We start from the raw sequence: 26,165 nt of genomic DNA, 5'->3' as shown, positions 1-26,165 counted from the left end.
CGGCGGCAAGCTAGACTGCGGCGAACGCACCGGGGACCTCGCCCTTGGTTTCTAGCTGGATCCTGCTGCTGGTATCGGTCGGCTACGCGGCGCTGCTGTTCACGGTGGCGTGGTGGGGCGACCGGCGCCCGCTGTATCCGGAGCGGCCGTGGCTGCGTCCGGCGGTGTACAGCCTGGCGCTGGCGGTGTACTGCTCGTCGTGGACGTTCTACGGCGCGGTCGGCAGCGCGGTGCGCAACGGCGCCGGCTACCTGCCGATCTACCTGGGGCCGTTGCTGCTGCTGCTGTTCGGCTGGCGCATCATCGAACGGCTGGCGCTGATCGCGCGCAGCGAGAACACGGTGTCCATCGCCGACTTCATCTCCTCGCGCTACGGCCGCTCGCGGCGGCTGGCGGCGCTGGTGGCGGTGATCGCGCTGATCGGCGTGGTGCCGTATCTGGCGCTGCAGTACAAGGCGGTGGCGATGAGCCTGCAGGTGCTCAGCGGCCAGTCCAGCGCCGGGGCGCCGTTCTACGCCGATCCGGCGTTGTATGTGGCGCTGGGGATGGCGCTGTTCGCGACCCTGTTCGGCACCCGCCAGGTGGATGCCACCGAACACCATCACGGCATGATGCTGGCGATCGCGCTGGAGTCGGTGGTCAAGCTGCTGGCGATGGTCGCGGTGGGCGTCTTCGCCTACGTGTGGCTGAGCGGCCGCGACGGCCGCGTATTGCAGTCGGCGCAGACCCTGTTCCAGAACACCCCGCCGGTCGGCTTCATCTCGCAGACCCTGCTCAGTTTCCTGGCCATCGTCTGCCTGCCGCGGCAGTTCCACGTGGCGGTGGTGGAGTGCAGCGACATCGGCGACATCCGCAAGGCGCGCTGGCTGTTCGGGCTGTATCTGGTGCTGATCTCGGCGATGGTGGTGCCGATCGCCGCGGCCGGCATCGCCCTGTTCGGCCAGTCCGGCGAGGTGGCGCACGACAGCGTCGTGCTGGCGCTGCCGCTGGCCGAGGGCCGCACCGCGCTGGCGCTGGTCGCCTACGTGGGCGGGTTCTCCGCCGCCACCGGCATGGTCATCGTCTCCAGCATCGCGCTGGCGACGATGATCAGCAACGACCTGGTGATGCCGGTGCTGCTGCGCCGGCGCGGGCACCAGGCGGCCGGCGCCGATGTCGCCTCGCGGGTGTTGTGGATCCGCCGCCTGGCGATCCTGCTGCTGGCGCTGATCGCCTACGGCTACTACCGCAGCAGCAGCAACGACAGCTCGCTGGCCTCGTACGGGCTGATGGCCTTCGCCGCGGTGGCGCAGTTCGCGCCGGGCGTGATCGGTGGGCTGTACTGGCGCGGCGCCAGCCGCAAGGGCGTGGAGACCGGCATGGTGCTGGGCTTCGCCACCTGGATCTATACCTTGCTGCTGCCGGCGCTGACCCAGGCCGGCTGGCTGGCGCCGGGATGGCTGCACGATGGGCCGTTCGGCATTTCCTGGCTGCGCCCGCAGCAGCTGTTCGGCATGAGCGGCTGGGATCCGCTGGCGCACGGCACGTTCTGGTCGCTGCTGCTCAACGTCGGCACGATGATGCTGGTGTCGGCGCGCTGGCGCCCGGGCCTGGACGAGCGGCTGCGCGCGGCGCCTTTCCTGGAGCCGTATTCGCAACGGCCGGCAGTGGCCGGCGACTGGCTCGGGCAGGTGCAGGTGATCGACCTGCAGGCGCTGGCCGAACGCATGGTCGGCGAGCGCCACGCCCGCCGCGCGTTCGCCGAACAGGCGCAACTGCTCGGCCGCGAACCGCAGCCCAATGCGGTGGCCGACCGCGTCTGGGTGCAGTTCACCGAACGCCTGCTCGCCGCCTCGATCGGTGCGGCCTCGGCGCGGCTGGTGCTGACCAGCCTGTTGCGCGGTTCGGGCATGGACCTGGGCGAAGTGGTGGCGGTGCTCGACGAGGCCGGGCAGGAGCTGCGCTTCAACCGCGAGATCCTGTCCACCACGCTGGAGAACATCAGCGCCGGGGTCAGCGTGGTCGATCCGGCGATGCGCCTGACCGCGTGGAACCGGCGCTATCAGCAGATGTTCGGCTACCCCGACGGCATGCTCTACGTCGGCCGTCCGGTCGCCGACCTGATCCGCTACAACGCCGAGCGCGGCGAACTGGGCGAGGGCCGCATCGAGGACCAGATCAATCGCCGCATCGCGCATCTGCGCGCCGGCACCTCGCATGTGTTCGAGCGCACCCGCAGCGACGGCAAGGTGATCGAGATGCGCGGCCAGCCGCTGCCCGGCGGCGGCTACGTGACCAGCTACAACGACATCACCGACTACAAGCGCGCCGAGCAGGCGCTGCTGGAAGCCAACGAGACGCTGGAGCAGCGCGTGGCCGAGCGCTCGCGCGAGGCGGAACTGGCGCAGCAGTCCAAGACCCGCTTCCTGGCCGCGATCAGCCACGACGTGTTGCAGCCGCTCAACGCCGCGAGGTTGTTCGCTTCCGCCTTGCGCGAGGCGCATCAGAACGAAGAGCAGCGGCACCTGGCCGAGCGCGTGGACGCCTCGCTGCGCGCGGCCGAAGAGCTGCTCGATGGCCTGCTCGACGTGTCGCGGCTGGACGCCGGCGGCATGCGTCCGACGCTCGAGGACTTCGACGCCAGCGTGCTGCTGCGCGAACTGGCCGCGCAGTACACCCCGGTCGCCGCCGGCCGCGGCCTGCGCATGCGGGTGTACGCGCGGCCGATCTGGGTGCGCAGCGATCGCCGCCTGCTGCGCCGCGTGCTGCAGAACTTCCTCGCCAACGCGCTGCGCTACACCCGCCAGGGCCGCATCGTGCTGGGCATGCGCGGCCGCGGCGCGGCGCTGGAGCTGCAGGTGTGGGATACCGGCCCGGGGATTCCCAAGCACCACATGCAGCAGATCTTCGAGGAGTTCCAGCGCTACCAGCAGCCGTTCGACTGGGGCGAGCAGGGCCTGGGCCTGGGCCTGTCGATCTGCCAGCGCATCTCGCGCCTGCTCGGCCACGACCTGGATGCGCGCAGCGCGGTCGGCCATGGCAGCATGTTCTCGATCGCGGTGCCGCGGGTGGCGCCGGTGCCGCAGAAGCAGCGTCAGCAGCGCAGCGCGGCCAGCAGCGACTCGCTGGCCGGGCTGCGCGTGCTGTGCGTGGACAACGATCAGGAAATCCTCGACGGCATGCGCGCGCTGCTCGGCCGCTGGCAGGTGGAGGTGATCTGCGCCGGCACCGTGGACGAGGCGCTGCTGCTGGCGGCGCGCGCACCCAACGTGATGCTGGTGGACTATCACCTGCACGACCGCCTGGACGGGCTGGACACGCTGGACGCGCTGCGCGAGGCGATGGTCGGCCCGGTCGCCGGCGCGCTGCTCACCGCCGACGGTCGCGACGAACTGAAACTGCAGGCGCGCGAACGCGGCTACCGCCTGCTGACCAAGCCGGTCAAGCCGGCCTCGCTGCGCGCCTTCCTGACGGCGTATCACGATCCGATCAAGAGCGACTAGCGGGCATCACTAATAACTTTAATCTGGACGTTGTGCGGTGCCGGTGCCGGTGATGGCGTGGTGTTTTCCTGTCGCGGCTGAAGCCGCTCTACAACAAGCGGGCAGCACCCCTGTAGGAGCGGCTTCAGCCGCGACGGGAGGGCGAAATGGCCGTGATGCCAGGCATCCATGGGAAACGCGGCCACAACGCCTCCGCGTCCCATCGCCAATGCGCCTTTGCCACTTCAGGTCGGCTCGCATGCCCCGAAGCCGGAACCTGCAGGCTGGGCGCATCGGCGGCTCGCAAGAGCATCGACATGCTTTTTTTGGGGATGATGAGAGGTGCCTAGCGCCGGTCGGCGCGATCGCGCGTCGCCGCGTTGCCCATGCGGCGACGTCGCGTATCCGCAATGTATGCGCTGTGTGTCCGCTACCGGCACGGTCTGCGTTACGACCCGCGATCCGGCCCGGCTATGGTGGCAGCCCTTTCCGCCTTGCCTTCGTGGACCGCCAGCGCATGACCCCACCGGACGATTCCGCGATCCCGTCGCTGCCGGCATTGCTGGCGGCATTGGAAGCCGGGCAGGCGCAGGTGCTGGAGCAGGGCGCGCGCCGCTATCTGCAGCACGCGCCCGGCGATGCGCTGGCCAGCAGCCTGCTGGCGATGAGCCTGCAGATGCAGGGCGACGCGGCGCAGGCGGCCGTGCTGTATCGCGAACTGACCGAGCGCCAGCCGCAGGAGGTGGCGCACTGGAACAACCTGGGCACCGCCTTGCGTGAGGCGCGCCATGTCGCCGAGGCGCGGCAGGCGTATACGCAGGCGCTCGCGCTGACGCCGGACGATCCGATGCTGCACCACAATCTGGGCCTGCTGGCGATGGACGGCGGCGACTACGGCGCGGCGCGCGAGCATCTGCTGGATGCGCATGCGTTGGCGCCGGAATCGGCGCCGCTGCGCGTCCACGCCGCAATGGCGTGCCACGAATGCGGCGATTTCCAGCGCGTGGAGGCGTTGATCGCGGATTGGGCGCACTGGCCGGCGCTGGATCCGGAGACCACGCTGGAGCTGGCCTGGCTGCTGTCGCAGGCCGGGCAGACCGAGGCGGCCTGCGACATGCTGCGCGCCTGCGCCGCCGGACCGATGTCGCAGCCGGAACGCGCTTGGTCGCGCCTGGTGCTGGTGCTCGAGCGCGTCAACCAGCTCGAGGAGGCGCGGCAGGCGGCCGCACACTTGCCGCCGCCGGCGCGGATCGAGAACGTGGATGCGCGCCAGGATGCGGTCAATGCGCTGGCGGTGCTGGCGATGCGCGACGGGCAGTGGGACGCCGCGTACCGGCTGCTGCGTGGCCTGCTGCCCGCTGTCGCGACCACTGACTCGGCCACCGACACGCGCAAGCAGAGCAACCTGTTCTTCGCGATGGCCCGTGTCTGCGACCGCCTGGGGCGCCACGACGAAGCGCTGGCGGCGTGCGCGCAGGGGCATGCCGGGCAGGTCGACGGCATCGCGTCGCTGGTGCCCGAATCGCTCGCGGCGGATGCGGCGCCGCTGCCGGTCGCGCGGCGCCGCTGGGATCCGGCGCGCCATGCGGCCGCGTTGCCGGTCACAGCCCCGGAGCGCGACGCGTCGCCGATCTTCGTGGTCGGTTTCCCGCGCTCCGGCACGACCTTGCTGGAACAGATGCTCGATGCGCATCCGCAGCTGTGCGCGATGGACGAGCGGCCGTTCCTGCAGGGGCTGGCCGAGCGCAGCGAGCGCCGTGGCCTGGCCTGGCCCGATGGCCTGGGCGAACTGGACGATGCCGCTTGCGCGGCCTTGCGCGCGGAGTACTGGCAGTCGGTGCGCGGCGTGGTGCAGCTGCAGCCCGGGCAGCGCCTGGTCGACAAGAACCCGCTGAACCTGCTGCGCCTGCCGCTGATCCAGCGGCTGTTCCCCAACGCGCACATCATCCTGGCGCTGCGCCATCCCTGCGATGTGCTGTTGAGCTGCTACATGCAGGCGTTCCGTTCCCCGGCGTTCGCGGTGCTGTGTTCCAGCGCGCAACGTCTGGCGCAGGGCTATGCCGATGCGATGGCGTTCTGGCTCTACCACGTCGATCTGCTGCAGCCGCGCGCGCTGGAACTGCGTTACGAAGACCTGGTCGCCGACCCGCAGGCGCAGGTCGCGCGGTTAGGTAGCTTTCTGGAACTTGAACAACCGGAGCGCTTGCTGGAGTTCCAGCGCCATGCGCGCGCCAAGGGTTTCATCAGTACGCCCAGCTATGCGCAGGTGGTCGAGGGCATCAACCGCAAAGGCCTGGACCGCTGGCGTCCGTATCGCGAATTCTTCAAGCCGGTGCTGCCGCTGCTGCAGCCTTACCTGCAGCGCTGGGACTATCGCATCGACTGATTTCGGCACCGGCTCGGCCCGCACGAGCGCCCATGGCGCCTTCGCCATACGCCCGCATGGATGCGCCTGTTTTCGAACGATGTAGCGATTGTGCCAAGCGTTGGCGCAATGCGGCACATGAAAACAACACTCTTCTTATAAAAAACTAACAAGTGCTTGACGGGCCCGGTAGGCCCGCAAGTCCGAAGCATCCAACCAAGACATCGCGCCCGGCGCGATTCGAATCGGTTCACGTCCGCGTGCACCGCTGGCGTTCTGTTGCCCATCACATGAGGTTTTCCCCAATGTCCGCACCAAAGAACAGACTCGCCCAGGCCATTTGCCTGGGATTGGCGACGCTTCCCGCCGCTTCGCTCTACGCGCAGAACACCGATACCGCCGCGACGTCCGCGAGCGGCGCGGTCGACCTGGACCGGGTCACCGTGACCGGCTCGCTGGTGCGGCGCGTGGACGTGGAAACCGCCAGCCCGGTCACCGTGGTCGATCGCCAGCAGATCCAGCAGAGCGGCAAGCAGACCCTCGGCGACCTGATGCAGTCGCTGCCCGGCATCGCCGGCGATGCGACCAACCCGCAGGTCAACAATGGCGGCGGCGACGGCGCCTCGACCGTGTCGCTGCGCGGCCTCGGCGATCAGCGCACGCTGATCCTGATCGACGGCCGCCGCATCCTCAACAACGACATCAACTCGATCCCGGCCAGCATGATCGACCATGTCGAAGTGCTGAAGGTCGGCGCCTCGGCGTTGTACGGCTCTGACGCCATCGGCGGCGTGGTCAACTACATCCTGCGCAAGAATTTCGAAGGCGGCGAATTCTCCGCCAACTACGGCCAGGCCAGCCGCGGCGACGGCGCGCGCCAGGGCGGCACCTTCACCTTCGGCAAGACCTGGGACCGCGGCAATATCGTGGTCGGCCTCGACTACAACAAGCAGAAAGAGATCTCCTCGGCCAACCGCGCGTTCTCCAAGGACGCGATGTACCTGTCCAGCGGCAGCGTCTACAAGGGCGGTTCCAGCCGTACTCCGAGCGGCTACTACAAGCTGCCGGCGAGCACGCTGGCGGCCAATGGCTGCAGCACCGGTGGCGCGATGACCAGCAACGGCAGCGGCGGCTACAAGTGCTACTCGTCCTCGTCCGACGCCTACAACTACCAGGCGCAGAACCTGCTGATGACCCCGCAGCAGCGCGTCAACAGCTTCGTGCTCGGCAGTTTCAACATCACCGACAAGGTGCAGGCCTACGTCAACGCCTACCACAACCACACGATGGCACACTACGCCATCGCACCGTTGCCGTTCGATGCGCAGAGCGACGGCGTGACCATCGCCGCCGACAATCCGTACAATCCGTTCGGTGTGGAGTTCGGGCCCAATGGCTACGAATACCGCTCGCGCTTCACCTCGCTGGGCCAGCGCGAAGGCTTCTACGACACCACCACCGACCAGGACGTGCTCGGCCTGAAGGGCAGCATCGGCGACACCAGCTGGGTGTGGGACGCCAACTTCAACTATGGTCATTACCAGCAGCGCAACTGGAGCCACGGCTACGTGGACTATGCCGCGCTGCAGGAAGCGATCAATTCCGGCGAAGTGAACATCTTCGACCAGACCGACGCCAACACCGTGTCCTGGCTGAACAGCCACGAATCGATTCCGCGTTACCAGACCACGAACATCACCCGCCAGTGGGAAGCTAGCGCCAACGGCAGCGTGTGGGAAATGCCGGCCGGCAGCGCGCTGCTGGCGGTCGGTGCGCTGTACCGCAAGGAGAGCCTGGACTACACCGTGTCCAGCAATGCGCTGATCAACAGCGAGAACACCTGCGACATCTCCTCCGAGGCCTGTTCCTCGCCGCTGAGCGGCTCCTTCAGCGTCAAGGAAGCCTATGCGCAGCTGTTCATCCCGGTGCTGGCGCAGTCCTCGCCGATCGGCGCGTTGAACGTCACCCTGAGCGACCGCTTCTCCGACTACAGCAGCGTCAGTTCGACCAACAACAGCGCCTCGTTCCAGCTCGAGTGGCGCCCGATTCACGACCTGATGGTGCGCGGCACCGTGGCGCAGGTGTTCCGCGCGCCGACCATCTACGATCTGTACCAGGGTCCGACCGCGAACTCGCCGACCTTCACCGATCCGTGCATCGGCTACAGCGGCAGCGGCCACGAGAACGCCTGCGAAGGCGTGGAAACCGGCTGGACCGGCTCGGGCCTGTCGCAGACCAACGCGATCGTGTCCGGCTCGACCTACGCCAACTACAACCTGAAGCCGGAGAAGGGCACCTCCTACGACTACGGCATCGTCTACAGCCCCGAGTTCGTGCCGGGCCTGTCGTTCAACGTCGATTGGTGGAAGGTCAAGCTGGACGACCTGATCCAGTCGATCTCCGCGCAGACCGTGGCCAACATCTGCTACAACGACAACAGCAGCCCGTACTGCAGCTACATTCACCGCTATGCGGCGGGCACGGTCAGCGCCGGCAACATCGACTACATCGAAACCCCGGTGGTCAACATCGGCAAGCTGGATACCCAGGGCATCGACTTCGGCGCCAACTACGCCCTGCCGGAAACCGCCTTCGGCAAGTTCACCCTGGCCCTGGACAGCACCTACCTGCAGCGCTACGACATCGACACCGGCGACTCGGTGGTGCACATGGCCGGCAAGTACAACTCGTCCTACGGCAACTACGCCCGCTGGCGCGCGCGCGGCCAGATCGGCTGGAAGCTGGGCAACTGGGACGCCACCTGGACCACGCGCTGGATCGGCAAGATCCAGGTCGGCAGCACCGACCTGTCGGAGAACATGTCCGCCGATGCGGCAATCAAGGGCGTGGTGCTGAACTACGGCAGCTACATGTACCACGCGCTGCAGCTGGGCTACGACATGAGCGACGCCAACATCCGCTTCGACCTGGGCGTGGACAACCTGTTCAACAAGCAGCCTCCGGTGCTGTACCAGAACAACGTGTTGAACGCGAACACCGACGTGAGCACCTACGACACGGTTGGCCGCTACTATTGGATGCGCGCGACTTACCGATTCTAAGGCACGTTGCGCATTTCCTTTGGTCGCTGGCACCCAAGCTTCCAGGTGCCAGCGACTACTTTCGTTGAAATGACTTCGCGCCAAAGGTGGCAATTTCGTTCAGGATTTTTTCAGAAAAGTGAGGGCCGTAGGTCTATATTTACCAAGCACTCAACCCGGACCGTGGATAGGTCAATTGAATGCAGGGCGCTTTATTTACAAACCTACGGCAAGGAATTAGCTATATGCGTGCGCATAAGTTCATCGGACTTCTTTTAGCAGTTGCGTCTTTTGGCTCACAGGCCGCAGTTATTACTGATAGAGTCGATGTGATATTCGTTCAATGTGCTGGTTGTTCTCCAGCAGTAAATAACGACTCCACGCTGGGTTACATTAAAACGGCGCTAAGTGCTTATGCGGCCGCAGCCAGCACCAATGGCTGGGGTGCGGCAGCAGTTGGCGACGAGATTCAGATCGAAAAGTATACACAAACCGCCAGTGGTTACGTTCTTGGAGATCATTTTTATACGATAAAGAACCTTCCGGTGCAGTCATTTAACGATCTCAATGACGAAGGATTTAGTCGGGATGCGGATTCTCGAGCGCTACCAAATAGAGCGGCCGCGGAAGCTGCGATGCGGGGTGACGTGGTAAGCTTTGTTGAAAGCTTCGCCGACTCAGGGAAAGTAACAACAATAGACGCGTTTTTCCCCCAGAACTGAGTTATAGAATTAATGCCATGCCACCTTTAAGGTGGCATGGATCTAATAAAATTTGATTTAAAGAATTTATACGTAGTGGGGCGGCCGTAGTGCAGACGTACTGCTTTGCAGGCTAGCTTCCACATCATATACAAAGCCAGTAATTCAGATGGCTTTTGTCACTAATTCAGTCCGATAACGAGTTCGCTGAATGCGTGAGCCAAGGCGTATGACACAAGTCGATCTCCGTCACTACGTACGCATTTACGACGACGCACTCACCGAAGGCTTCTGCAGCCAGCTGGTCGCGCAGTTCGAACGCGCCTCGGCGCAGCACCACCACAACGGTGCCGGTGCGCGCGCCGGCCTGGACGACAGCGCCTGGACCGAACTCAACGTGACCAGGGTCGCCGATCCGGCCTTCCAGGGCTTCTTCATCGAACAGGTGCGCGCGGCGCTGGCGCGCTACAACGCCGATCTGGGCCTGTCCGCGCCGGTGCCATGGCGCCCGCGCCTGGCCGATCTGCGGATCAAGCGCTATCGTGCCAGCGCCGGCGAACGCTTCCAGCCGCATTTCGACGCTTGCGACGAGGAAACCGGCCGCTACCTGGTGCTGCTGTGGTATCTCAACGACGTCGCCGAAGGCGGGCAGACCCGCTTCGTCGACCTGGACCTGGAGGTCGCGCCACGCGCCGGCCGCCTGCTGATGTTCCCGCCGTACTGGATGTACATGCACGCCGCGCTGCCGCCGCGCAGCGGCGACAAGTACATCCTCTCCACTTATCTGGAATTCACCGCCAAACCCTCCCCATCCCAGCGCTGACTTAGGGCGAATCCAGTATCCCGTCGGCGATGGCGGTGCGCCTCTCCCAATCCCCAATCCCGACTCCCCAATCCCAGCCTCAATGCAGATGCTCGTACAGGATGGTGCTGCCGATCGCGATCAGCAGCGCGCCGCCGACGATCTCCGCGCGCTTGCCGGCCAGGGTGCCGAGCGCGCGGCCGAGCATGATTCCTAAGGTCACCATGGTCAGCGTGCACAGGCCGATGACCACCGCGACCTCGACGATGTTGACGTCGAGGAAGGCCAGGCCGACGCCGACCGCCATCGCGTCGATGCTGGTGGCCAGGCCGGTCGCGGCCAGGCTCCAGAAGCCGTGGCGCTTGGGCGCCGCGTCGCCGTCTTCGGGCGCCTCGGGCTTGAGTCCGGCGACGATCATGTGCACGCCGAGCGCGCCGAGCAGGCCGAACGCGATCCAGTGGTCGAACGCGACCACGTACTTGGCCGCGGCCTGGCCCAGCACCCAGCCCAGCACGGGGGTCAGCGCCTCGATGCAGCCGAAGATCAGGCCGGCGCGCAGCGCGTCGCGCCACAGCGGTTTGCGCATCGCCGCGCCCTTGCCGACCGCCGCGGCGAAGGCGTCGGTGGACATGGCGATGCCGAGCAACAGAATCGAAAGAAACGACATGGGGGGACCGCGCCGGGGCAGAAGACGAACGACGAGCGCGCGCGCCCGGCTTTCGCCGCGCAAGCTCGCCGCTGGTCTCGCCAACCGAGATGGCTGCCCGCACCACGGCGCAACGGCCGAGTGTGTTGATGCGGGCGCTGTCCGGACACGCCGGACAGCAGGCTACTCCCCAAGGGGACGCGCAGTCTAACAGCGGCAAATGCCGGCGAATACGCTTCGAACGCACGCGAGCCTGCAGCTTTTTTTCTTAGCAAAAGCTATATGCGCGGATGGCGGCGGCGCTGTGGCATCGGCACCGACGTCGATTCGATGGGGTAACAGCAAGCACCTGGGTGTGCAGCGATGGCCTGCGGCGCGCGAACAGCGGTCGTGGCTGAAACCGCTCATGCAGTGCACCTGCGCGTAAGCCGCAAGCTTCGTGTGGGAGCGACTTCAGTCGCGACAAGCGAAGCGGTCGAGGCGGCGCAACCGGACCGCGTCGGGACTGAAGTCCCTCCCACAGTGCACCCGGCGAACGCGCCACAAGCTCCTGTTGCTGTAGGAGCGGCTTCAGCCGCGACCGAAACCTTCAGGCGCAGCTACAGCCTGGAGGAGGGCACTCGCGAATGCCGCGATACGCAAACATCGGTCGCGCTCGAACCCCCGCTTACACGTGGCGCCGCGCCAACCTCGCGCGCAACGATCAGGTCATGCCACGTCACGGTGAACCCTGGCGCACGCATTCGCCAGGACGCCGCGCGCTCAATCCTCTTCCAGCGGCAGCACGATGGCGTCGCTGTCGATGGCCAGCTTGCCGGCCATCAGCACCGCCTGGGTGCGGTTGGTGACGCCGAGCTTGCGCAGGATCGCGGTGACGTGGGCCTTGATGGTGGCTTCGGACACGCCCAGGTCGTAGGCGATCTGCTTGTTGAGGCGGCCGGCGCCGAGCATCTGCAGCACGCGGAACTGCTGCGGGGTCAGTTCGCGCAGGCGCTGACCGACCTCGCGTTCGGCGCGGTCGGTGGGCGGCAGGTCGTGCGCTTGCGGCGGCGCCCAGCGCTCGCCGTCCAGCACCGTGCTCAGCGCCAGGCCGATGGTGTCCGAGTCGGCCGACTTGGGAATGAAGCCGAACGCGCCATGGTCCAGCGCGCGGCGCATCACCGTCGGTTCCTCACGCGCGGACACCACCACCACCGGCAACTGCGGATGCAGCGCGCGCATGTGCACCAGCGCGCTGAAGCCCTGCGCGCCGGGCATGTTGAGATCCATCAGCAGCAGGTCCGCATCGGCGTGATGGTCGGCCAGCGCATACAGCGCCTCGACGCTGTCGGCCTCGTACAGCTGCACCCCCGGCATCACCCGCTGCACCGCCCCGCGCAGCGCCTCGCGGAACAGGGGGTGGTCGTCGGCGATCAGCAGGGTGGGCATGGCGCGGGGATTCGGGATTGGGGATTGGGGATTCGCAACAGCAAGGGCGCGGCGTCGTGCGAGGGTGAGAGTGAGAAGGGGAGCCGCTTTGGCGAATCCCCAATCTCGACTCCCGAATCCCGGCGCGCGTCAGCGCGCTAGCCGTTCGTTGACCAGCGAATCCACCACCGACGGATCGGCCAGGGTCGAGGTGTCGCCGAGCTGGTCGGGCGCGTTCTCGGCGATCTTGCGCAGGATGCGGCGCATGATCTTGCCCGAGCGGGTCTTGGGCAGGCCCGGCGCCCATTGCAGATGGTCGGGCGCGGCGATCGGGCCGATCTCCTTGCGCACCCAGGCCACCAGTTCCTTGTGCAAGGCCTCGCTCGGCTGCTCGTCGGCCACCAGGGTCACGTAGGCGTAGATGCCCTGGCCCTTGATGTCGTGCGGGAAGCCGACCACCGCGGCCTCGGCCACCTTCGGGTGCGAGACCAGCGCGCTCTCCACCTCGGCGGTGCCGATGCGGTGACCGGAGACGTTGATGACGTCGTCCACGCGGCCGGTGATCCAGTAGTAGCCGTCTTCGTCGCGGCGGCAACCGTCGCCGGTGAAATAGCTGCCCGGGTAGGTGCGGAAGTAGGTGTCGATGAAGCGCTGGTGGTCGCCGTAGACGGTGCGCATCTGCCCCGGCCAGGAATCGCGCAGCACCAGGTTGCCTTCGGTGGCGCCTTCCAGGACTTCGCCGTCGGCGTTGACCAGGGCCGGCTGCACGCCGAAGAACGGCAGCGTCGCCGAGCCGGGCTTGAGGTCGATCGCGCCGGCCAGCGGGGTGATCAGGATGCCGCCGGTCTCGGTCTGCCACCAGGTGTCCACGATCGGGCAGCGGCCGTCGCCGACCACATCGTAGTACCAGCGCCAGGCTTCGGGATTGATCGGCTCGCCGACGCTGCCGAGCAGGCGCAACGACGCGCGCGAGGTGCGCTTGACCGGCGCCTCGCCCTCGCGCATCAGCGCGCGGATCGCGGTCGGCGCGGTGTAGAAGATCGTGACCTTGTGCTTGTCGATGACCTCCCAGAAGCGCGATACGTTCGGGTAGTTGGGCACGCCCTCGAACATCAGCGCGGTGGCGCCGTTGGCCAGCGGGCCGTAGACGATGTAGCTGTGGCCGGTGACCCAGCCGACATCGGCGGTGCACCAGTAGATGTCGTCCTCGCGCAGGTCGAACACGGTTTCGTGGGTGTAGGCCGCATATAGCAGGTAGCCGGCGGTGGTGTGCAGCACGCCCTTGGGCTTGCCGGTGGAGCCGGAGGTGTAGAGGATGAACAGCGGATCCTCGGCGTTCATGCGCTCGGGCTCGCACGCGGCCGGCTGGCTGTCGACCACGTCGTGGAACCAGCGGTCGCGCGGGGCCTGCATGTCCACCGCACCGCCGGTGTGGCGCACCACCAGCACGGTTTCCACGGTGGTGGTGCCGGGCAGCTTCAGCGCCGCATCGACGTTGGCCTTGAGCGGGATCTTCTTGCCGCCGCGCAGGCCTTCGTCGGCGGTGATGATCAGCTTGCTGCCGCAATCGATCACCCGGTCGGCGATCGAGTTGGGCGCGAAGCCGCCGAACACCACCGAGTGGATCGCGCCGATGCGCGCGCAGGCCAGCATCGCCACCGCCGCGTCGGGAATCATCGGCAGGTAGATGGTGACGCGGTCGCCCTTCCTGACGCCGAGCGCGCGCAGCGCATTGCCCAGGCGGCATACGCGTTCGTACAGCTCGCGGTAGCTGACGGTGTAGGACGGCGCGTCCGCGCTGTCCGGCTCGAACAGCAACGCGGTCTTGTCGCCGCGCGTGGCCAGCTGCCGGTCCAGGCAATTGACGCTGGCGTTGAGCTCGCCGTCGTCGAACCAGCGGATACGGAAATCGTCCAGGGCGAAGTTCACGTCCTTGATCCGGGTCGGCTTCTTGAACCAGTCCAGGCGCTCGGCGGCCTGGCCCCAGAACGCCTCCGGCTGTTCCACCGATTGCCGGTACAGGGTCTGGTACTGGGTCTTGTCGACCCGTGCCCGGGCGGCGAACTGCGGATCGACGGGGTAGATATCGGCCATGGTGCCCTCTGCAATGAACGGGGCGCCGCATGCGGCGGCGCGTCATGGCGCAGTTTGCCGCATTCACTGTTAAGCGCGCACGCGCCGGGCTTTAGACGATGGTCGTAAACGCCGCCCCGTTCGACTAATGGCCAATAGGCGCGGCCGACCGCGGCGCGCACTGTGCACACAGCCGTGCCTGCGCGCGGCGGACATCCATTATTCGGGAGGGAGTAATGAGCTACCGCATCGCATCCTCGGCACGGCGCCCGTTGGCCGCCGCGCTGTTCGTCGCGCTGATCGCCCCGGGCGCGGCCTTCGCCCAGAGCGGCAAGACCCCGTCGGCGCGCGAACAGGCGCTGGAAGCCCGCGTGGCCGAGCTGGAGCGCCAGGTCCAGCTGCTGCTGTCCTCGCAGCAACAGCAGCAGGGCCAGATCGCGCAGGCGCAGAGCGAAGTCGCCGCAGTGAAGTCGAGCCAGGCCGCGGCACCGGCGGTGCCGGCCGGCAAGGCGCCGATCCAGGTGACCACGATCACCCCCGGCGCCGCGCCCGGCACCACGTTCAAGGTCGGCGGCTTCATCAAGGCCGATTTCCTGGCCACCCGCACCGGCGACGGCCAGCTCGCCGACGACGCCACCGGCCGCGCGCTGTACCTGCCCGGGCAGACCCCGGTCGGCGGCAGCAAGTCCGGCACCGACTACAACGCGCACGCCAAGTTCTCGCGGATCAACTTCGGCGTGGACAGCGTCACCGAGGGCGGCAACAAGGCCGGTGCGCTGGTGGAACTGGATTTCTTCGGCAATTCGCTGGGTACCCAGACCGCCACCAACACCTACGGCGCCACCCTGCGCCACGCCTACATGTACTGGAACCACTGGCTGGCCGGCCAGACCTGGTCCAACTTCATGGACCCGGCGGCGCTGCCGGAAGCGGCCGACTTCATCGGCCCCACCGACGGCGTGATCTTCGTGCGCCAGGCGCAGGTGCGCTACACCAACGGCGGCTTCAGCGTCGCCCTGGAGAACCCGGAAACCACCATTTACAACCGCAGCGCGGCCGGCGTGGTCACCAGCGCCAGCTCCGACCGCGGCGCGCTGCCGGACCTGACCGTGCGCTATGGCTGGAAGGGCGACTGGGGCAGCTTCGGCATCGGCGGCCTGCTCGGCCAGCAGAAGGTCGACAACCGCGCCACCGGTGCCGACGCCAGCAAGGTCTCCGGCGGCCTGACCCTGGGCGGCAAGTGGGTGGCCAGCGACAGCGACAGCCTGTTCTACCAGCTCAGCGGCGGCGAAGGCATCGGCCGCTACGTCGGCCTGGGCATCGCCCAGAACGCGGTCTACGACGCGGCCGACCGCGACCTGGACACGGTCGGCGTGGTCGCCGGCTACATCGGCTGGCGCCATGCGTTCTCGCCCAAGCTGCGCACCAACCTGATCTACGCGCGCAGCGACTACGACAACGACACCGCGCTGACCGGGCTGGGCGTGACCAAGAGCGTGCAGAGCATCCGCGGCAACATCTTCTACACGCCGATGCCCAAGGTCGATGTCGGCGCGGAGTTGATGTACGGCAAGCGCGAGATCGAAAGCGGCGCCAAGGGCGACATCACCCGCCTGCAGTTCACCACCAAGTACAGCTTCTGAGGCTGCGGCGGCGCGGCGCCCGGGAGGGCGCGCCGCGCCGCCGCGGTCTCGCCATGCCAGCCGCGACGGACCGCGCCACCGACCACCCCATCGCCACCATCGCCACACCACCCGCTTCGGAGGGGAAGCTTCCTATGTCCAGCACCGCCATCAACCCGTCGGGCCAGCCACTGACCAAGGGCCACAAGAAGGTGATCTTCGCCTCCAGCCTGGGCACCGTGTTCGAGTGGTACGACTTCTATCTCTACGGCTCGCTCGCCGCGATCATCGCCAAGCAGTTCTTCAGCGGGGTCAACGAGACCACCGGCTTCATCTTCGCGCTGCTGGCCTTCGCCGCCGGTTTCGCGGTGCGCCCGTTCGGCGCCGCGTTCTTCGGCAGCCTGGGCGATCGCATCGGCCGCAAGTACACCTTCCTGGTCACCATCGTGCTGATGGGCCTGTCCACCTTCATCGTCGGCATCCTGCCCAACTACGCCAGCATCGGCATGGCCGCCCCGATCATCCTGATCGTGCTGCGGCTGGTGCAGGGCCTGGCGCTGGGCGGCGAGTACGGCGGCGCGGCAACCTACGTGGCCGAGCATGCGCCGCCGGGCAAGCGCGGCCTGTACACCAGCTTCATCCAGACCACCGCCACGCTCGGCCTGTTCCTGTCGCTGCTGGTGATCCTGGGCACGCGCATGAGCCTGGGGACCGAAGTGTTCGAAGACTGGGGCTGGCGCATTCCGTTCATGGTCTCGATCGTGCTGCTCGGCGTGTCGGTGTGGATCCGCATGCAGCTGAGCGAGTCGCCGCTGTTCCAGCAGATGAAGTCCGAGGGCAAGGGCTCCAAGCAGCCGTTCCGCGACAGCCTCAAGGACGGCAACTTCCGCCTGATGCTGCTGGTGCTGCTCGGCGCCACCGCCGGTCAGGCCGTGGTCTGGTACGGCGGCCAGTTCTACTCGCTGTTCTTCCTGACCCAGACGCTGAAGGTCGACGGCACCACCGCCAACCTGCTGATCGCCGCGGCGCTGGCGCTGGCCACGCCGTTCTTCGTGATCTTCGGCTGGCTGTCGGACAAGATCGGACGCAAGAAGATCATCCTCGCCGGCTGCCTGTTGGCGGCGATCACCTATTTCCCGATCTTCAAGGGCCTGACCCACTTCGCCAATCCGGCGGTCGAAGAAGCCCGGCAGAGCGCGCCGGCCACGGTGGTCGCCGATCCGGCGACCTGCAGCTTCCAGTTCGATCCGATCGGCAAGGCCAAGTTCACCAACTCCTGCGACGTCGCCGCCGCGGCGTTGGCCAAGGCGGGCGTGCCTTACGAGATCAAGCCGGCCGCGGCGGGTTCGCTGGCGCTGGTCAGCATCGGCGGCACCCAGGTGCCCGCCTACGAGGCGGCCGGACTGGGCAAGGACGAGGCCAAGGCAAAATCCGATGCGTTCGGCAAGCAGCTGAAGGGCGCGCTGACCGTCGCCGGCTATCCGGAGAAGGCCGACCCGGCGCGCATCAACAAGCCGATGACGCTGCTGTTGCTGTGGATCCTGGTGATCTACGTGACCATGGTCTACGGCCCGATCGCCGCCTACCTGGTCGAGCTGTTCCCGACCCGGATCCGCTACACCTCGATGTCGCTGCCTTACCACATCGGCAACGGCTGGTTCGGTGGCTTCCTGCCGACCATTTCCTTCGCCCTGGTCGCGGCGACCGGCAACATGTACTACGGCCTGTGGTACCCGATCGGCATCGCGTTGATGACCTTCGTCATCGGCCTGTTCTTCCTGCGCGAGACCAAGGACGTGGACATCACCAAGTAAGGGTTGCCCCTGCGCCGGGATATTCCCGGCACTGCGACGCCGGCCTTGCGCCGGCGTCGTCGTTTGCGTCGTGCGCCGTGCAGGGAAGCGGCCATGCCGGCAACCGCTTACCATGCAGACCTGCCCGTACTCAGGCCGCCGCATGCGCTACCGCTGGATCCTGTTCGACGCCGACGACACGCTGTTCCATTTCGATGCCTACGCCGGCCTGCAGCGCATGTTCGCCGGTTACGGCGTGACCTTCGCCGAGCAGGACTACGCCGACTACACCGCGTGCAACCGGCCGTTGTGGGTGGAGTACCAGAACGGCACGATCAGCGCACGGCAATTGCAGCAACGTCGCTTCGCGTCCTGGGGGCAACGCCTGCAGATCGCACCGGAGACCTTGAATGAGGCGTTCCTGGCGGCGATGGCGGAACTGTGCGCGCCGCTGGACGGCGCGGTGGCGCTGCTCGATGCGCTGCGCGGGCGCGCGCGGCTGGGGCTGGTCACCAATGGCTTCAGCGCGCTGCAGCAGGCGCGTCTGGTGCGCACCGGCCTGCACGACCGGTTCGAAGTGGTCGCCATCTCCGAACAGATCGGCGTGGCCAAGCCGCATCCGGGCATCTTCGCGCACGCGCTGGCGCAGCTGGGCGATCCGCCGCGCGCACAGGTGCTGATGGTCGGCGACAACCCGCACGCCGACATCGCCGGCGGCCTGGCCGCGGGGCTGCATACCTGCTGGTTCAACGCGCATGGCCTGCCGGCGCCCGAGGGCATCGTGCCGCATTACGAAGTGGCGACGCTGGCGCAGCTACAGGCGTTGTTGCTGGAAGAGACGGTGTAGCCACGCGGAGACCTGCAGGCTATCGCGTCGGGGCTGAAGCCCCTCCCACAAAGAGCGGCGTTGCCGATCGGCAGCAGGGGGAAGCGCATCGACCGGCTCGTTGTGGGAGCGACTTCAGTCGCGACGCGGCAAACCCTCACGTGCCCGCGGCAAACGATCCAGGGCTGGATAGCTGCCATGGCCGGCCGACACCACAGCCTGTCAGGCGTCGCCCGCATCGCGCCATCCACCAGCATCGTATAGTGCGCCCATGTCCATTTCCAACCCGACGTCCAGCGCCGCCGACACGCCGCTCGCCGAGCTGCCCGCCACCCTGCAGCGGCTGCGCGCGGCCTGGCAGGCGGCCAAGCCTGACCGGGCGCAACGCCGCGACGACCTGCTGCGCCTGCGCGCGGCGCTGAAGCGGCGCCTGCTGGAGATGGCCGACGCCATCGCCGCCGATTTCGGCCATCGCTCGCGCCACGAATCGCTGCTCGCCGACGGCATGACCGTGCTCGGCGAAATCGATCACCTGTTGCGCCACCTCAAGCGCTGGATGCGGCCGCAGCGCGTCGGCGCCGGTTGGCGGCTGTGGCCGGCGCGCGCCGAGGTGCGGCCGGTGCCGGTCGGCGTGGTCGGGGTGATCGCGCCGTGGAACTATCCGGTCAACCTGGCGCTGATCCCGCTGGCCACCGCCATCGCCGCCGGCAACCACGTCTATCTGAAACCGTCCGAACACACCCCGCGCACCGCGCAGTTCCTGCGCGCGCTGTTGGCCGAGGTGTTCCCGCCGCAGCGGGTGGCGGTGGCGCTGGGCGGGGCCGAGGTGGCCGGCGCCTTCGCCGCGCTGCCGCTGGACCATCTGGTGTTCACCGGTTCCACCGCGGTCGGGCGCAAGGTGATGGCCGCCGCGGCGCCGAACCTGACCCCGCTGACCCTGGAGCTGGGCGGCAAGTCGCCGGCCATCGTCTGCGCCGACTACCCGCTGGAGCAGGCCGCCGCGCGCCTGGCCACCGGCAAGTGGTTCAACGCCGGGCAGACCTGCATCGCGCCGGACTACGTGCTGGTCGATGCCGGCCGCAGCGCGGCGCTGGTGCAGGCGCTGCGCGCGCAGGTGCTGGCGCGCTACGGCGACTTCGCCGCGGCCGACGACTACACCCGCATCGTCAACGAGGGCCAGTACCGGCGCCTGCGCGGCTATCTGGACGATGCGCGCGCGCGGGGCCTGGACGTCGTCGAACTGGCCAGCGTCGAACCCGAGCGCGCCGAGCGCGAGCGCCTGATCGTGCCGACCGTGGTGCTGCAGCCCGGCGACGATGCGCTGCTGATGCAGGACGAGATCTTCGGTCCGATCCTGCCGTTGCGCAGCTACCGCACGCTGGACGAGGCGATCGCGATGGTCAACGGCCGCGACCGGCCGCTGGCGCTGTATCCCTTCAGCCACGACCGCGCGCAGGTGGAGGCGATCCTGCACGCCACCGTCGCCGGCGGCGTCACCGTCAACGACAGCCTGCTGCACTTCGCCGCCAATGCGCTGCCGTTCGGCGGCATCGGCCCCAGCGGGATGGGCGCCTACCACGGCCGCGCCGGCTTCGACGCCTTCAGCAAGGCGCTGCCGATCCTGTGGCAGTCGCGCTGGGCCGCCAGCGACTGGCTGAAGCCGCCCTACACGAAGATCGCGCGCCTGATCGATCTGCTGCTGCGCTGATCGCGCAGGCCCGGGCACATCAGTTGATGCGCGGGGTCCGCGCGCCGTGCGCACCGCGGTGCCGGTGCGCACTGGCCGCGCCATGCTCCGCGCCGCGATCAGCACGGGAAATACGCGCGCGATGTCCCGGTCGCAGACAGCGCCGGCAGGCAAGCGCGCGATCGCAGCAGGCTGCCGCGCCGCGGTCGCGCGCCAGAAATAATTAATTCATAGTTAGTAATTAGATTCTGTCCCGACGCCACCGCCGATCACGGTCGGCTTCGGCCTCTGCGCGGCCCATCGCCGCGCTCGGAGCGCGCACCAAGCGAGCCCGCCGCAGCGTCGACCTGCAGGCACTCGTCCACCCTTGGCGCCACTTTTTCGAACTGGGACAGAGACAATGAACAGCAACCTCGCGCAATATCCGCTGGTGCGTGCCTGCCGCGTACTGGCGGCACTGGCCACCCTGGCCGCCGTGCCGCATCTGGCACTGGCCTCCTGTGGCGACAGCGTCGACACCAAGATGAGCCACATCATGTTCAAGGACGGCAGCGGCAACAGCGTCGTGCTGGCGCACCGCGGGCTGTGGGGCAAGTATTCGGGCATCGGCGACATGCCGGAGAATTCGCGCGGCGCGCTGCAGACCGCCAACGACCAGTGCATGGACGGCGTGGAACTGGACATCAAGATGACCAGCGACGGCGTGCCGGTGGTGCTGCACGACTACAACCTGGGCCGCACCACCAACGTGTGGACCGCGTTCCGCGGCGGCACCGAATACAACCCCGCCAACAACACCGGCACCAACCCGGCGGTGAGCACGGTGCCGTGGTCCACGGTGAGCAAGCTGTTCCTGCTCACCCCCGACCGCCGCACCACCACCGGCTACCACGTGCCGCGCGTGGACGAGCTGTTCGCCTACTACAAGCAGCACAACCTGAAGACGCCGATGGTGTTCGACATCAAGGACGCCGCGTCGGTGCGCGCGGTGAACCGCGCCGCGGCGGCCGCCTTCTCCGTCGCCGAAGGCAACTACGTCGCGGCCAAGGTCAACGCGACGCTGTACCCGACCCGCGCGGCCTACCGCGCCGACGGCGACGGCATGATCGGCATCCCGGTGTTCACCACCAACATGCTGACCAAGATCAACGTGGCCAATTCGATCCTGGCCTGGGTCACCGAGCGCAAGTCGATGGAGGTCAACGTCAAGCAGCTCGGCGGCCTGTTGCAGAAGGATGCGGACGCCGTGCGCGAGGCCGGAGCCCGGGTCGGCGTGTTCCAGGCGATTCCGGACGGTCCCGGCGGCGGACAGTTCTACAACAACACTGGCGCCTGCTGCTATCGCCTGTCGGACCTGTATTTCTCCTACTCCGGTGGCCGCGATACCGCGGACAACCGTGGCGATCTCAACTACATCGTCAACCAGGAAGCCTTCAACCTGATCACCACCGACGATCCGAAGGCGGCGATCGCCTACCTGCGCGCGCGCGGCAAGCACGACTGAGCCGCTGTGTTCGACCGGCCGGCCCCGAACGGCCGGCCGTTTTTCGCCGCCGGCGCGCCATGCCGGCGGCCATCACTCCCAGGAGTCGCGTATGTCCTTTTTCATCGCCAAGCGCGCCGCTGCCGCGTGTCTGCTTGCGGCCTGCCATATCGCTGCCGCGTCCGCCGCCGATGCCGGCGCCGTCGAGCGCAGCGGCGCCGATCCGGTGGTACTGCGCGTCGGCGTTTCGCGCTTCACCGCCAGCGAATACCGTGCGCTGGCCGGCAACGGCGCCCTGGCCGCCGCCGATCCGCAGGCGGTGCGCCAGTTCGCCGACCGCGTGATCCTGCTCGAGCAGGCCAGGCAGCGACACCTCGAACGCGATCCCGTGGTGGCCGCGCGCCTGCGCCAGGCCGCCGACGCGATCCTGGCCGAATCGGCGATGGCCGACCTGTCCAGCAGCGCACGCATCGACGAGGCGCAATTGCAGCAGCAGTTCAAGGCCCATCCCGGCGACTACGACGAATACCATCTGAGCCACATCTTCGTGGCCTTGCATCCGCAATCGGACGCACGCCGCGGCCACGACCTGTCCGACGCGCAGGCATTGCAGCGCGCCGAAGCGCTCAAGCGGCAACTCGACGCCGGCGCCGACTTCGCCACGCTGGCGATGCGCGAGTCTGACGACGGCAGCACCGCGGTGGAGGGCGGACAGCTGTCTGCCGCGTTCGGCCGCTACCTGGCCGATCCGTTCGTCGCCCCGGTGCAGCAGCTGGCGGTGCACCAGGTATCCGCGCCGGTGCGCGGCCCCGACGGCTACCACCTGATCCGGCTGGACGCCAAGACCGAGGCCCGCTTCGACGCGGTGCGCGGGCAGATCGAGGTGCAGTTGCGCGAACAGGCGGCGGCGCAGGCACTGCAGCGGTTGCGCGAGGCCAACCCGCTGACGTTCGACCGCGCGGCGTATGCCGCCGCCGCGCGCTGAGGGGGCTGGCACGATGGCACCCGCCCGCCCGCCGCTACGCGCGCTGCATCGCCGGCTGCGCATCGCCGCCGCGGCATTGCCGTGCGCGGCGTTGGCCATCGCGCTGTTGCGGCCGCATGTCCCGGTGGCGGCCGCCAGCGCCGCGCCGCGTGCGGATGCCGCGGCGACACCTGCGCCGCCGGTGACACCTCCCGCTACCGCTGCGCCAGCGCAGGCGCGTGCGCCTTCGGCCTGGACCGCGGGCGTGGATGCGCACCGCATGTACGCCATCGCCATGCAGTACGACGCCTGCCGCCAGCGCGCGCTGGCGCCGCCGCCCAGCGCCGTGCTGCCGCCGGGGATCGACGAGATGGGGCGCACGGCGGCCGCGGCGCAACGCGACGCCGAACGCCAGCATCGCGACGCCTGCGCCGGCGTCGGCCGCGCGCAGTACGCGCAGATCGACGCCATCGTGCGCAGCGCCGCCGCGCAGGGCGATGCGGATGCGCAGCGCACCTTGCTGGCGCAGCGCCTGCGCAGCGTGCTCGACCGCGCCACGATCGGCGCGCGGCCCGGCGAGCGCAACCCGTTGTCGGCGGCCGACGAAGCCGAGGCCGAGGCCGCCGTCGCCGACCTGGAAACGCTGGCGCTGCGTGGCGACCGGGAATCGATCGAGGAGCTGGCGCAAGCGCTGGAGTCGCCGATCCTGGCCATCGCCGATCCGGCCTATGCGGCGGCCTGGCGCCTGGCGGCACGGCAACCGCCAGGCCAGCCGTTCCCGGCGCCCGAGCGCCTGGCCGGCGGCGAGGAACTGCTCGACGGGCTGGCGCCTGCGCAACGGCAGCAGGCGCTGGCATTGGCACCGGAGCTGTACGCGCAGTGTTGCCTGCGCCGCTGACCCGGTGCCGGCGCGTGCGGATTGGCCGTCGCGGCGGGCAGCGGTCAGAATACCGGCCGGCCGCCCCGTCATGGACCCTCCCTTGAAGATCGCCTCCTGGAACGTCAACTCGCTCAACGTGCGCCTGCCGCACCTGCAACAGTGGCTGGAAGCCTTCGCCCCGGACGTGGTCGGCATCCAGGAAACCAAGCTGGAAGATCACAAGTTCCCCGATGCGGCGTTGGCTGCGGCCGGCTACCGCAGCGTGTTCGCCGGGCAGAAGACCTACAACGGCGTGGCGATCCTGTCGCGCGCGCCGCTGAGCGACGTGCAGATCGGCGTGCCCGGGCTGGACGACGCGCAGCAACGGGTCATCGCCGCGACCGTCGGCGACCTGCGCATCGTCAACCTGTACGTGGTCAACGGTCATGATGTGGGTACCGACAAGTACGCCTACAAGCTGCGCTGGCTGGAAGCGGTGCACGACTGGCTCGCCGCCGAGCTGCAGCGCCATCCGCGCATGGTGGTACTGGGCGATTTCAACATCGCCCCGGACGCGCGCGACGTGCACGATCCGCTGGTATGGAGCGACAACCACATCCTCACCTCCACCGCCGAGCGCGGCGCCTTGCACAAGCTGCAGGCGCTGGGTCTGCACGACGGCTTCCGCCTGCACCACGAAGACGGCGGCATCTTCAGCTGGTGGGACTATCGCCAGGCCGGCTTCCGTCGCAACCTCGGCCTGCGCATCGACCTGACCCTGGTCTCCGACGCGCTGAAGCCGCGGACGCGCGCCGCCGGCATCGACCGCGAGCCGCGCACGTGGGACCGCCCCAGCGACCATGCGCCGGCCTGGATCGAACTGGACGAGGTCACGCCGTGAACGAACGCCAGCCGCGCCGCTGCATCGACAAGGTCGGCGACACCGTCATCGCGCCGCTGCATCGGCTCAGCTGCCACTGCGGCGCGGTGCAGATCGATCTGGAACTGCACCGCGGCATCGTCGATCCGCGCCGCTGCAACTGTTCGCTGTGCCGCCGCCGCGGCGCGATCGTCGCCGCGGTGCCGCTGGCCGCACTGCATGTGCGCGAGGGAGGCGACGCACTGCGTCTGTACACCTTCAACACCCATACCGCGCAACATTATTTCTGCAGCGTGTGCGGGATCTACACGCATCACCAGCGCCGTTCCGATCCCGGCGAATACGGCTACAACGTCGGTTGCCTGAAAGGCGTGGATCCGTATGCGCTGGCGATCGCGGTGCCGGTCAGCGACGGCGTGCATCATCCCGCCGATCGCGCTGCGTCGTGAGCGGCGCCGCAAACGCAAACGCCCGGCGGACCGGGCGTTTGCGCATCCCTGCGGCGGCGTTTGCGCTCAGCGCGCGCGGCCGCGGGTGAACAGGTTGACGATGGCCAGCAGGATGATGGCGCCGATCAACGAATACAGGAACGTCCACAGCGTGATCGCCTGGTTGATGCCGCCACCGAACAACCAGCCGGCGATCAACGCGCCGACGATGCCGACGACGATATTCAGGATGATGCCCTGCTGTGCGTCACGGCGCATGATGATGCTGGCCAGCCAGCCCACGATGCCGCCGACGATCAACCAGATGATGATGCCCATGGATAAGACTCCTCGGTTTTGCCCACACCGGGAGCGGCGTGGCGTGGGCCATTTAAGGAGCGCTGCCGTGAAGCATCCGTGTATCCAGCCGCGCCTGGCGCAGCGGCGGTTGTGCTTTGTGGGCGCAGCGTGAGCGGGCCCGCCGACCTGCCGTTGCGTCCGGATCCTCCGGATTGGCGATTCGGCCCGGTGGCGTTGTGGCTGCGTACGCATCCGCCGCGCACGCCTGGCGAAGCGCAGGCGCGCCGCCTGCTGTCCGCCGAACTGGCCACGCCGGACGCGCAACTGCCGCTGCATCGCGACGAACGCGGCCGGCCGTGGCTGCATGCGCCGCTGGCGCACGTCGGCGCCGGCTGGAGCCACAGCGGCGATTATTTGTTGGTGGCGATCGGCGCACACACGCGGCTGGGCGTGGACATCGAACGCCAGCGCGCGCGGCCGCGATTGCTGGAGCTGGCGCGGCGCTTCTTCCATCCCGACGAGCTCGCGGCGTTGCAGGCGCTGGCCGAACCGGCGCGCGAGGCCTTGTTCTTCCGCCTGTGGTGCGCCAAGGAAGCGCTGCTGAAGGCGCACGGGCACGGGCTGTCGTTCGGCCTGCACCGCTTGCGCTTCGCCGAAGACGCCGCCGGCGTGCTGCAGCTGGCCTGGTGCGACCCGGAGCTGGGCATCGCCGCGTGTTGGCATGTGCACGAGTGGATACCGGTGCCGGGCTATCGCGCCGCGTTGGCCTGGTATCCGCTCGACGCGGCGTAGCGCCGCCATCTCTCTGTAGGAGCGGCTTCAGCCGC

Annotated in this window: 19 protein-coding genes; 15 read left to right on the top strand and 4 right to left on the bottom strand. The window is 68.0% G+C overall.

From position 1 onward, the window contains the following. The first annotated feature begins 44 nt into the window (after positions 1–44). The 5 genes from AB3X08_RS21960 to AB3X08_RS21940 all read left to right on the top strand — a co-directional run bounded on the left by AB3X08_RS21960 (position 45) and on the right by AB3X08_RS21940 (position 10,391). Entirely contained in the window at positions 45–3,482 is a 3,438-nt protein-coding gene (locus tag AB3X08_RS21960; protein ID WP_369935163.1) for a NahK/ErcS family hybrid sensor histidine kinase/response regulator, read from the top strand. Between the two features lie 496 nt (positions 3,483–3,978). Then, positions 3,979–5,847: a tetratricopeptide repeat-containing sulfotransferase family protein gene (locus tag AB3X08_RS21955; protein WP_369935162.1), complete on the top strand. Its 1,869-nt coding sequence runs from the start codon at positions 3,979–3,981 to the stop codon at positions 5,845–5,847. A 284-nt stretch (positions 5,848–6,131) separates the two neighbouring features. Continuing rightward, the gene (locus AB3X08_RS21950; RefSeq protein WP_369935160.1) at positions 6,132–8,888 is read left to right on the top strand and encodes a TonB-dependent receptor; all 2,757 of its coding nucleotides are present in this window, start codon (positions 6,132–6,134) and stop codon (positions 8,886–8,888) included. A 224-nt stretch (positions 8,889–9,112) separates the two neighbouring features. Beyond that, the gene (locus tag AB3X08_RS21945) at positions 9,113–9,589 is read left to right on the top strand and encodes a hypothetical protein (protein ID WP_369935159.1); all 477 of its coding nucleotides are present in this window, start codon (positions 9,113–9,115) and stop codon (positions 9,587–9,589) included. 208 nt (positions 9,590–9,797) lie between these two features. Next, positions 9,798–10,391 (top strand): 2OG-Fe(II) oxygenase, encoded by a 594-nt coding sequence (locus tag AB3X08_RS21940; protein ID WP_369935158.1) that lies wholly within the window; start codon positions 9,798–9,800, stop codon positions 10,389–10,391. 79 nt (positions 10,392–10,470) lie between these two features. Here the strand turns inward: AB3X08_RS21940 and AB3X08_RS21935 are convergent, their stop codons facing one another. The 3 genes from AB3X08_RS21935 to acs form a co-directional block, all read right to left on the bottom strand. Beyond that, entirely contained in the window at positions 10,471–11,037 is a 567-nt protein-coding gene (locus AB3X08_RS21935; protein ID WP_369935156.1) for a manganese efflux pump MntP family protein, read from the bottom strand. Between the two features lie 741 nt (positions 11,038–11,778). Then, positions 11,779–12,444, bottom strand: coding sequence for a response regulator transcription factor (locus tag AB3X08_RS21930; protein WP_369935155.1), 666 nt, complete (start codon positions 12,442–12,444; stop codon positions 11,779–11,781). 129 nt (positions 12,445–12,573) lie between these two features. Further along, the gene (acs, locus tag AB3X08_RS21925; RefSeq protein WP_369935153.1) at positions 12,574–14,517 is read right to left on the bottom strand and encodes an acetate--CoA ligase; all 1,944 of its coding nucleotides are present in this window, start codon (positions 14,515–14,517) and stop codon (positions 12,574–12,576) included. 215 nt (positions 14,518–14,732) lie between these two features. Here acs and AB3X08_RS21920 point away from each other — a divergent pair, with 215 nt between their 5' ends. The 9 genes from AB3X08_RS21920 to AB3X08_RS21880 all read left to right on the top strand — a co-directional run bounded on the left by AB3X08_RS21920 (position 14,733) and on the right by AB3X08_RS21880 (position 25,059). Then, positions 14,733–16,139, top strand: a complete 1,407-nt coding sequence (locus tag AB3X08_RS21920; RefSeq protein ID WP_369935151.1) for a DcaP family trimeric outer membrane transporter — start codon at positions 14,733–14,735, stop codon at positions 16,137–16,139. 134 nt (positions 16,140–16,273) lie between these two features. After that, positions 16,274–17,932 (top strand): MFS transporter, encoded by a 1,659-nt coding sequence (locus tag AB3X08_RS21915; protein WP_369935150.1) that lies wholly within the window; start codon positions 16,274–16,276, stop codon positions 17,930–17,932. A 112-nt stretch (positions 17,933–18,044) separates the two neighbouring features. After that, complete coding sequence (gene yjjG / locus AB3X08_RS21910) at positions 18,045–18,758, top strand: pyrimidine 5'-nucleotidase (RefSeq protein ID WP_369935148.1); 714 nt, start codon at positions 18,045–18,047, stop codon at positions 18,756–18,758. A gap of 250 nt (positions 18,759–19,008) precedes the next feature. Next, on the top strand, positions 19,009–20,445 hold the full coding sequence (locus tag AB3X08_RS21905) for a coniferyl aldehyde dehydrogenase (protein ID WP_369935147.1): 1,437 nt from the start codon (positions 19,009–19,011) through the stop codon (positions 20,443–20,445). Between the two features lie 469 nt (positions 20,446–20,914). Then, complete coding sequence (locus tag AB3X08_RS21900; RefSeq protein ID WP_369938612.1) at positions 20,915–21,928, top strand: glycerophosphodiester phosphodiesterase family protein; 1,014 nt, start codon at positions 20,915–20,917, stop codon at positions 21,926–21,928. Between the two features lie 91 nt (positions 21,929–22,019). Next, positions 22,020–22,892, top strand: a complete 873-nt coding sequence (locus tag AB3X08_RS21895; RefSeq protein WP_369935146.1) for a peptidylprolyl isomerase — start codon at positions 22,020–22,022, stop codon at positions 22,890–22,892. Between the two features lie 13 nt (positions 22,893–22,905). Continuing rightward, the gene (locus AB3X08_RS21890; protein ID WP_369935145.1) at positions 22,906–23,769 is read left to right on the top strand and encodes a hypothetical protein; all 864 of its coding nucleotides are present in this window, start codon (positions 22,906–22,908) and stop codon (positions 23,767–23,769) included. A gap of 82 nt (positions 23,770–23,851) precedes the next feature. Then, positions 23,852–24,631, top strand: coding sequence for an exodeoxyribonuclease III (gene xth / locus AB3X08_RS21885; protein WP_369935144.1), 780 nt, complete (start codon positions 23,852–23,854; stop codon positions 24,629–24,631). After that, positions 24,628–25,059 carry a GFA family protein gene (locus tag AB3X08_RS21880; RefSeq protein ID WP_369935142.1) on the top strand — a complete coding sequence of 144 codons (432 nt, stop codon included), beginning with the start codon at positions 24,628–24,630 and terminating at the stop codon, positions 25,057–25,059. Before xth ends, AB3X08_RS21880 begins: the two co-directional genes overlap by 4 nt. 66 nt (positions 25,060–25,125) lie before the next feature. On the opposite strand, the gene AB3X08_RS21875 is transcribed toward AB3X08_RS21880, so the two are convergent. Further along, positions 25,126–25,377, bottom strand: coding sequence for a GlsB/YeaQ/YmgE family stress response membrane protein (locus AB3X08_RS21875; RefSeq protein WP_017908994.1), 252 nt, complete (start codon positions 25,375–25,377; stop codon positions 25,126–25,128). A 129-nt stretch (positions 25,378–25,506) separates the two neighbouring features. Between AB3X08_RS21875 and AB3X08_RS21870 the strand changes: the two genes are divergently transcribed. Next, the gene (locus AB3X08_RS21870; RefSeq protein WP_369935141.1) at positions 25,507–26,130 is read left to right on the top strand and encodes a 4'-phosphopantetheinyl transferase family protein; all 624 of its coding nucleotides are present in this window, start codon (positions 25,507–25,509) and stop codon (positions 26,128–26,130) included. Positions 26,131–26,165 lie beyond the last annotated feature (35 nt).

It is taken from the genome of Xanthomonas sp. DAR 34887, from assembly GCF_041245805.1.
GTDB lineage: Bacteria > Pseudomonadota > Gammaproteobacteria > Xanthomonadales > Xanthomonadaceae > Xanthomonas_A > Xanthomonas_A tesorieronis.
Note: the sequence above shows the minus strand (reverse complement) of the source record. Positions and strands in the feature narration are given on the sequence as shown.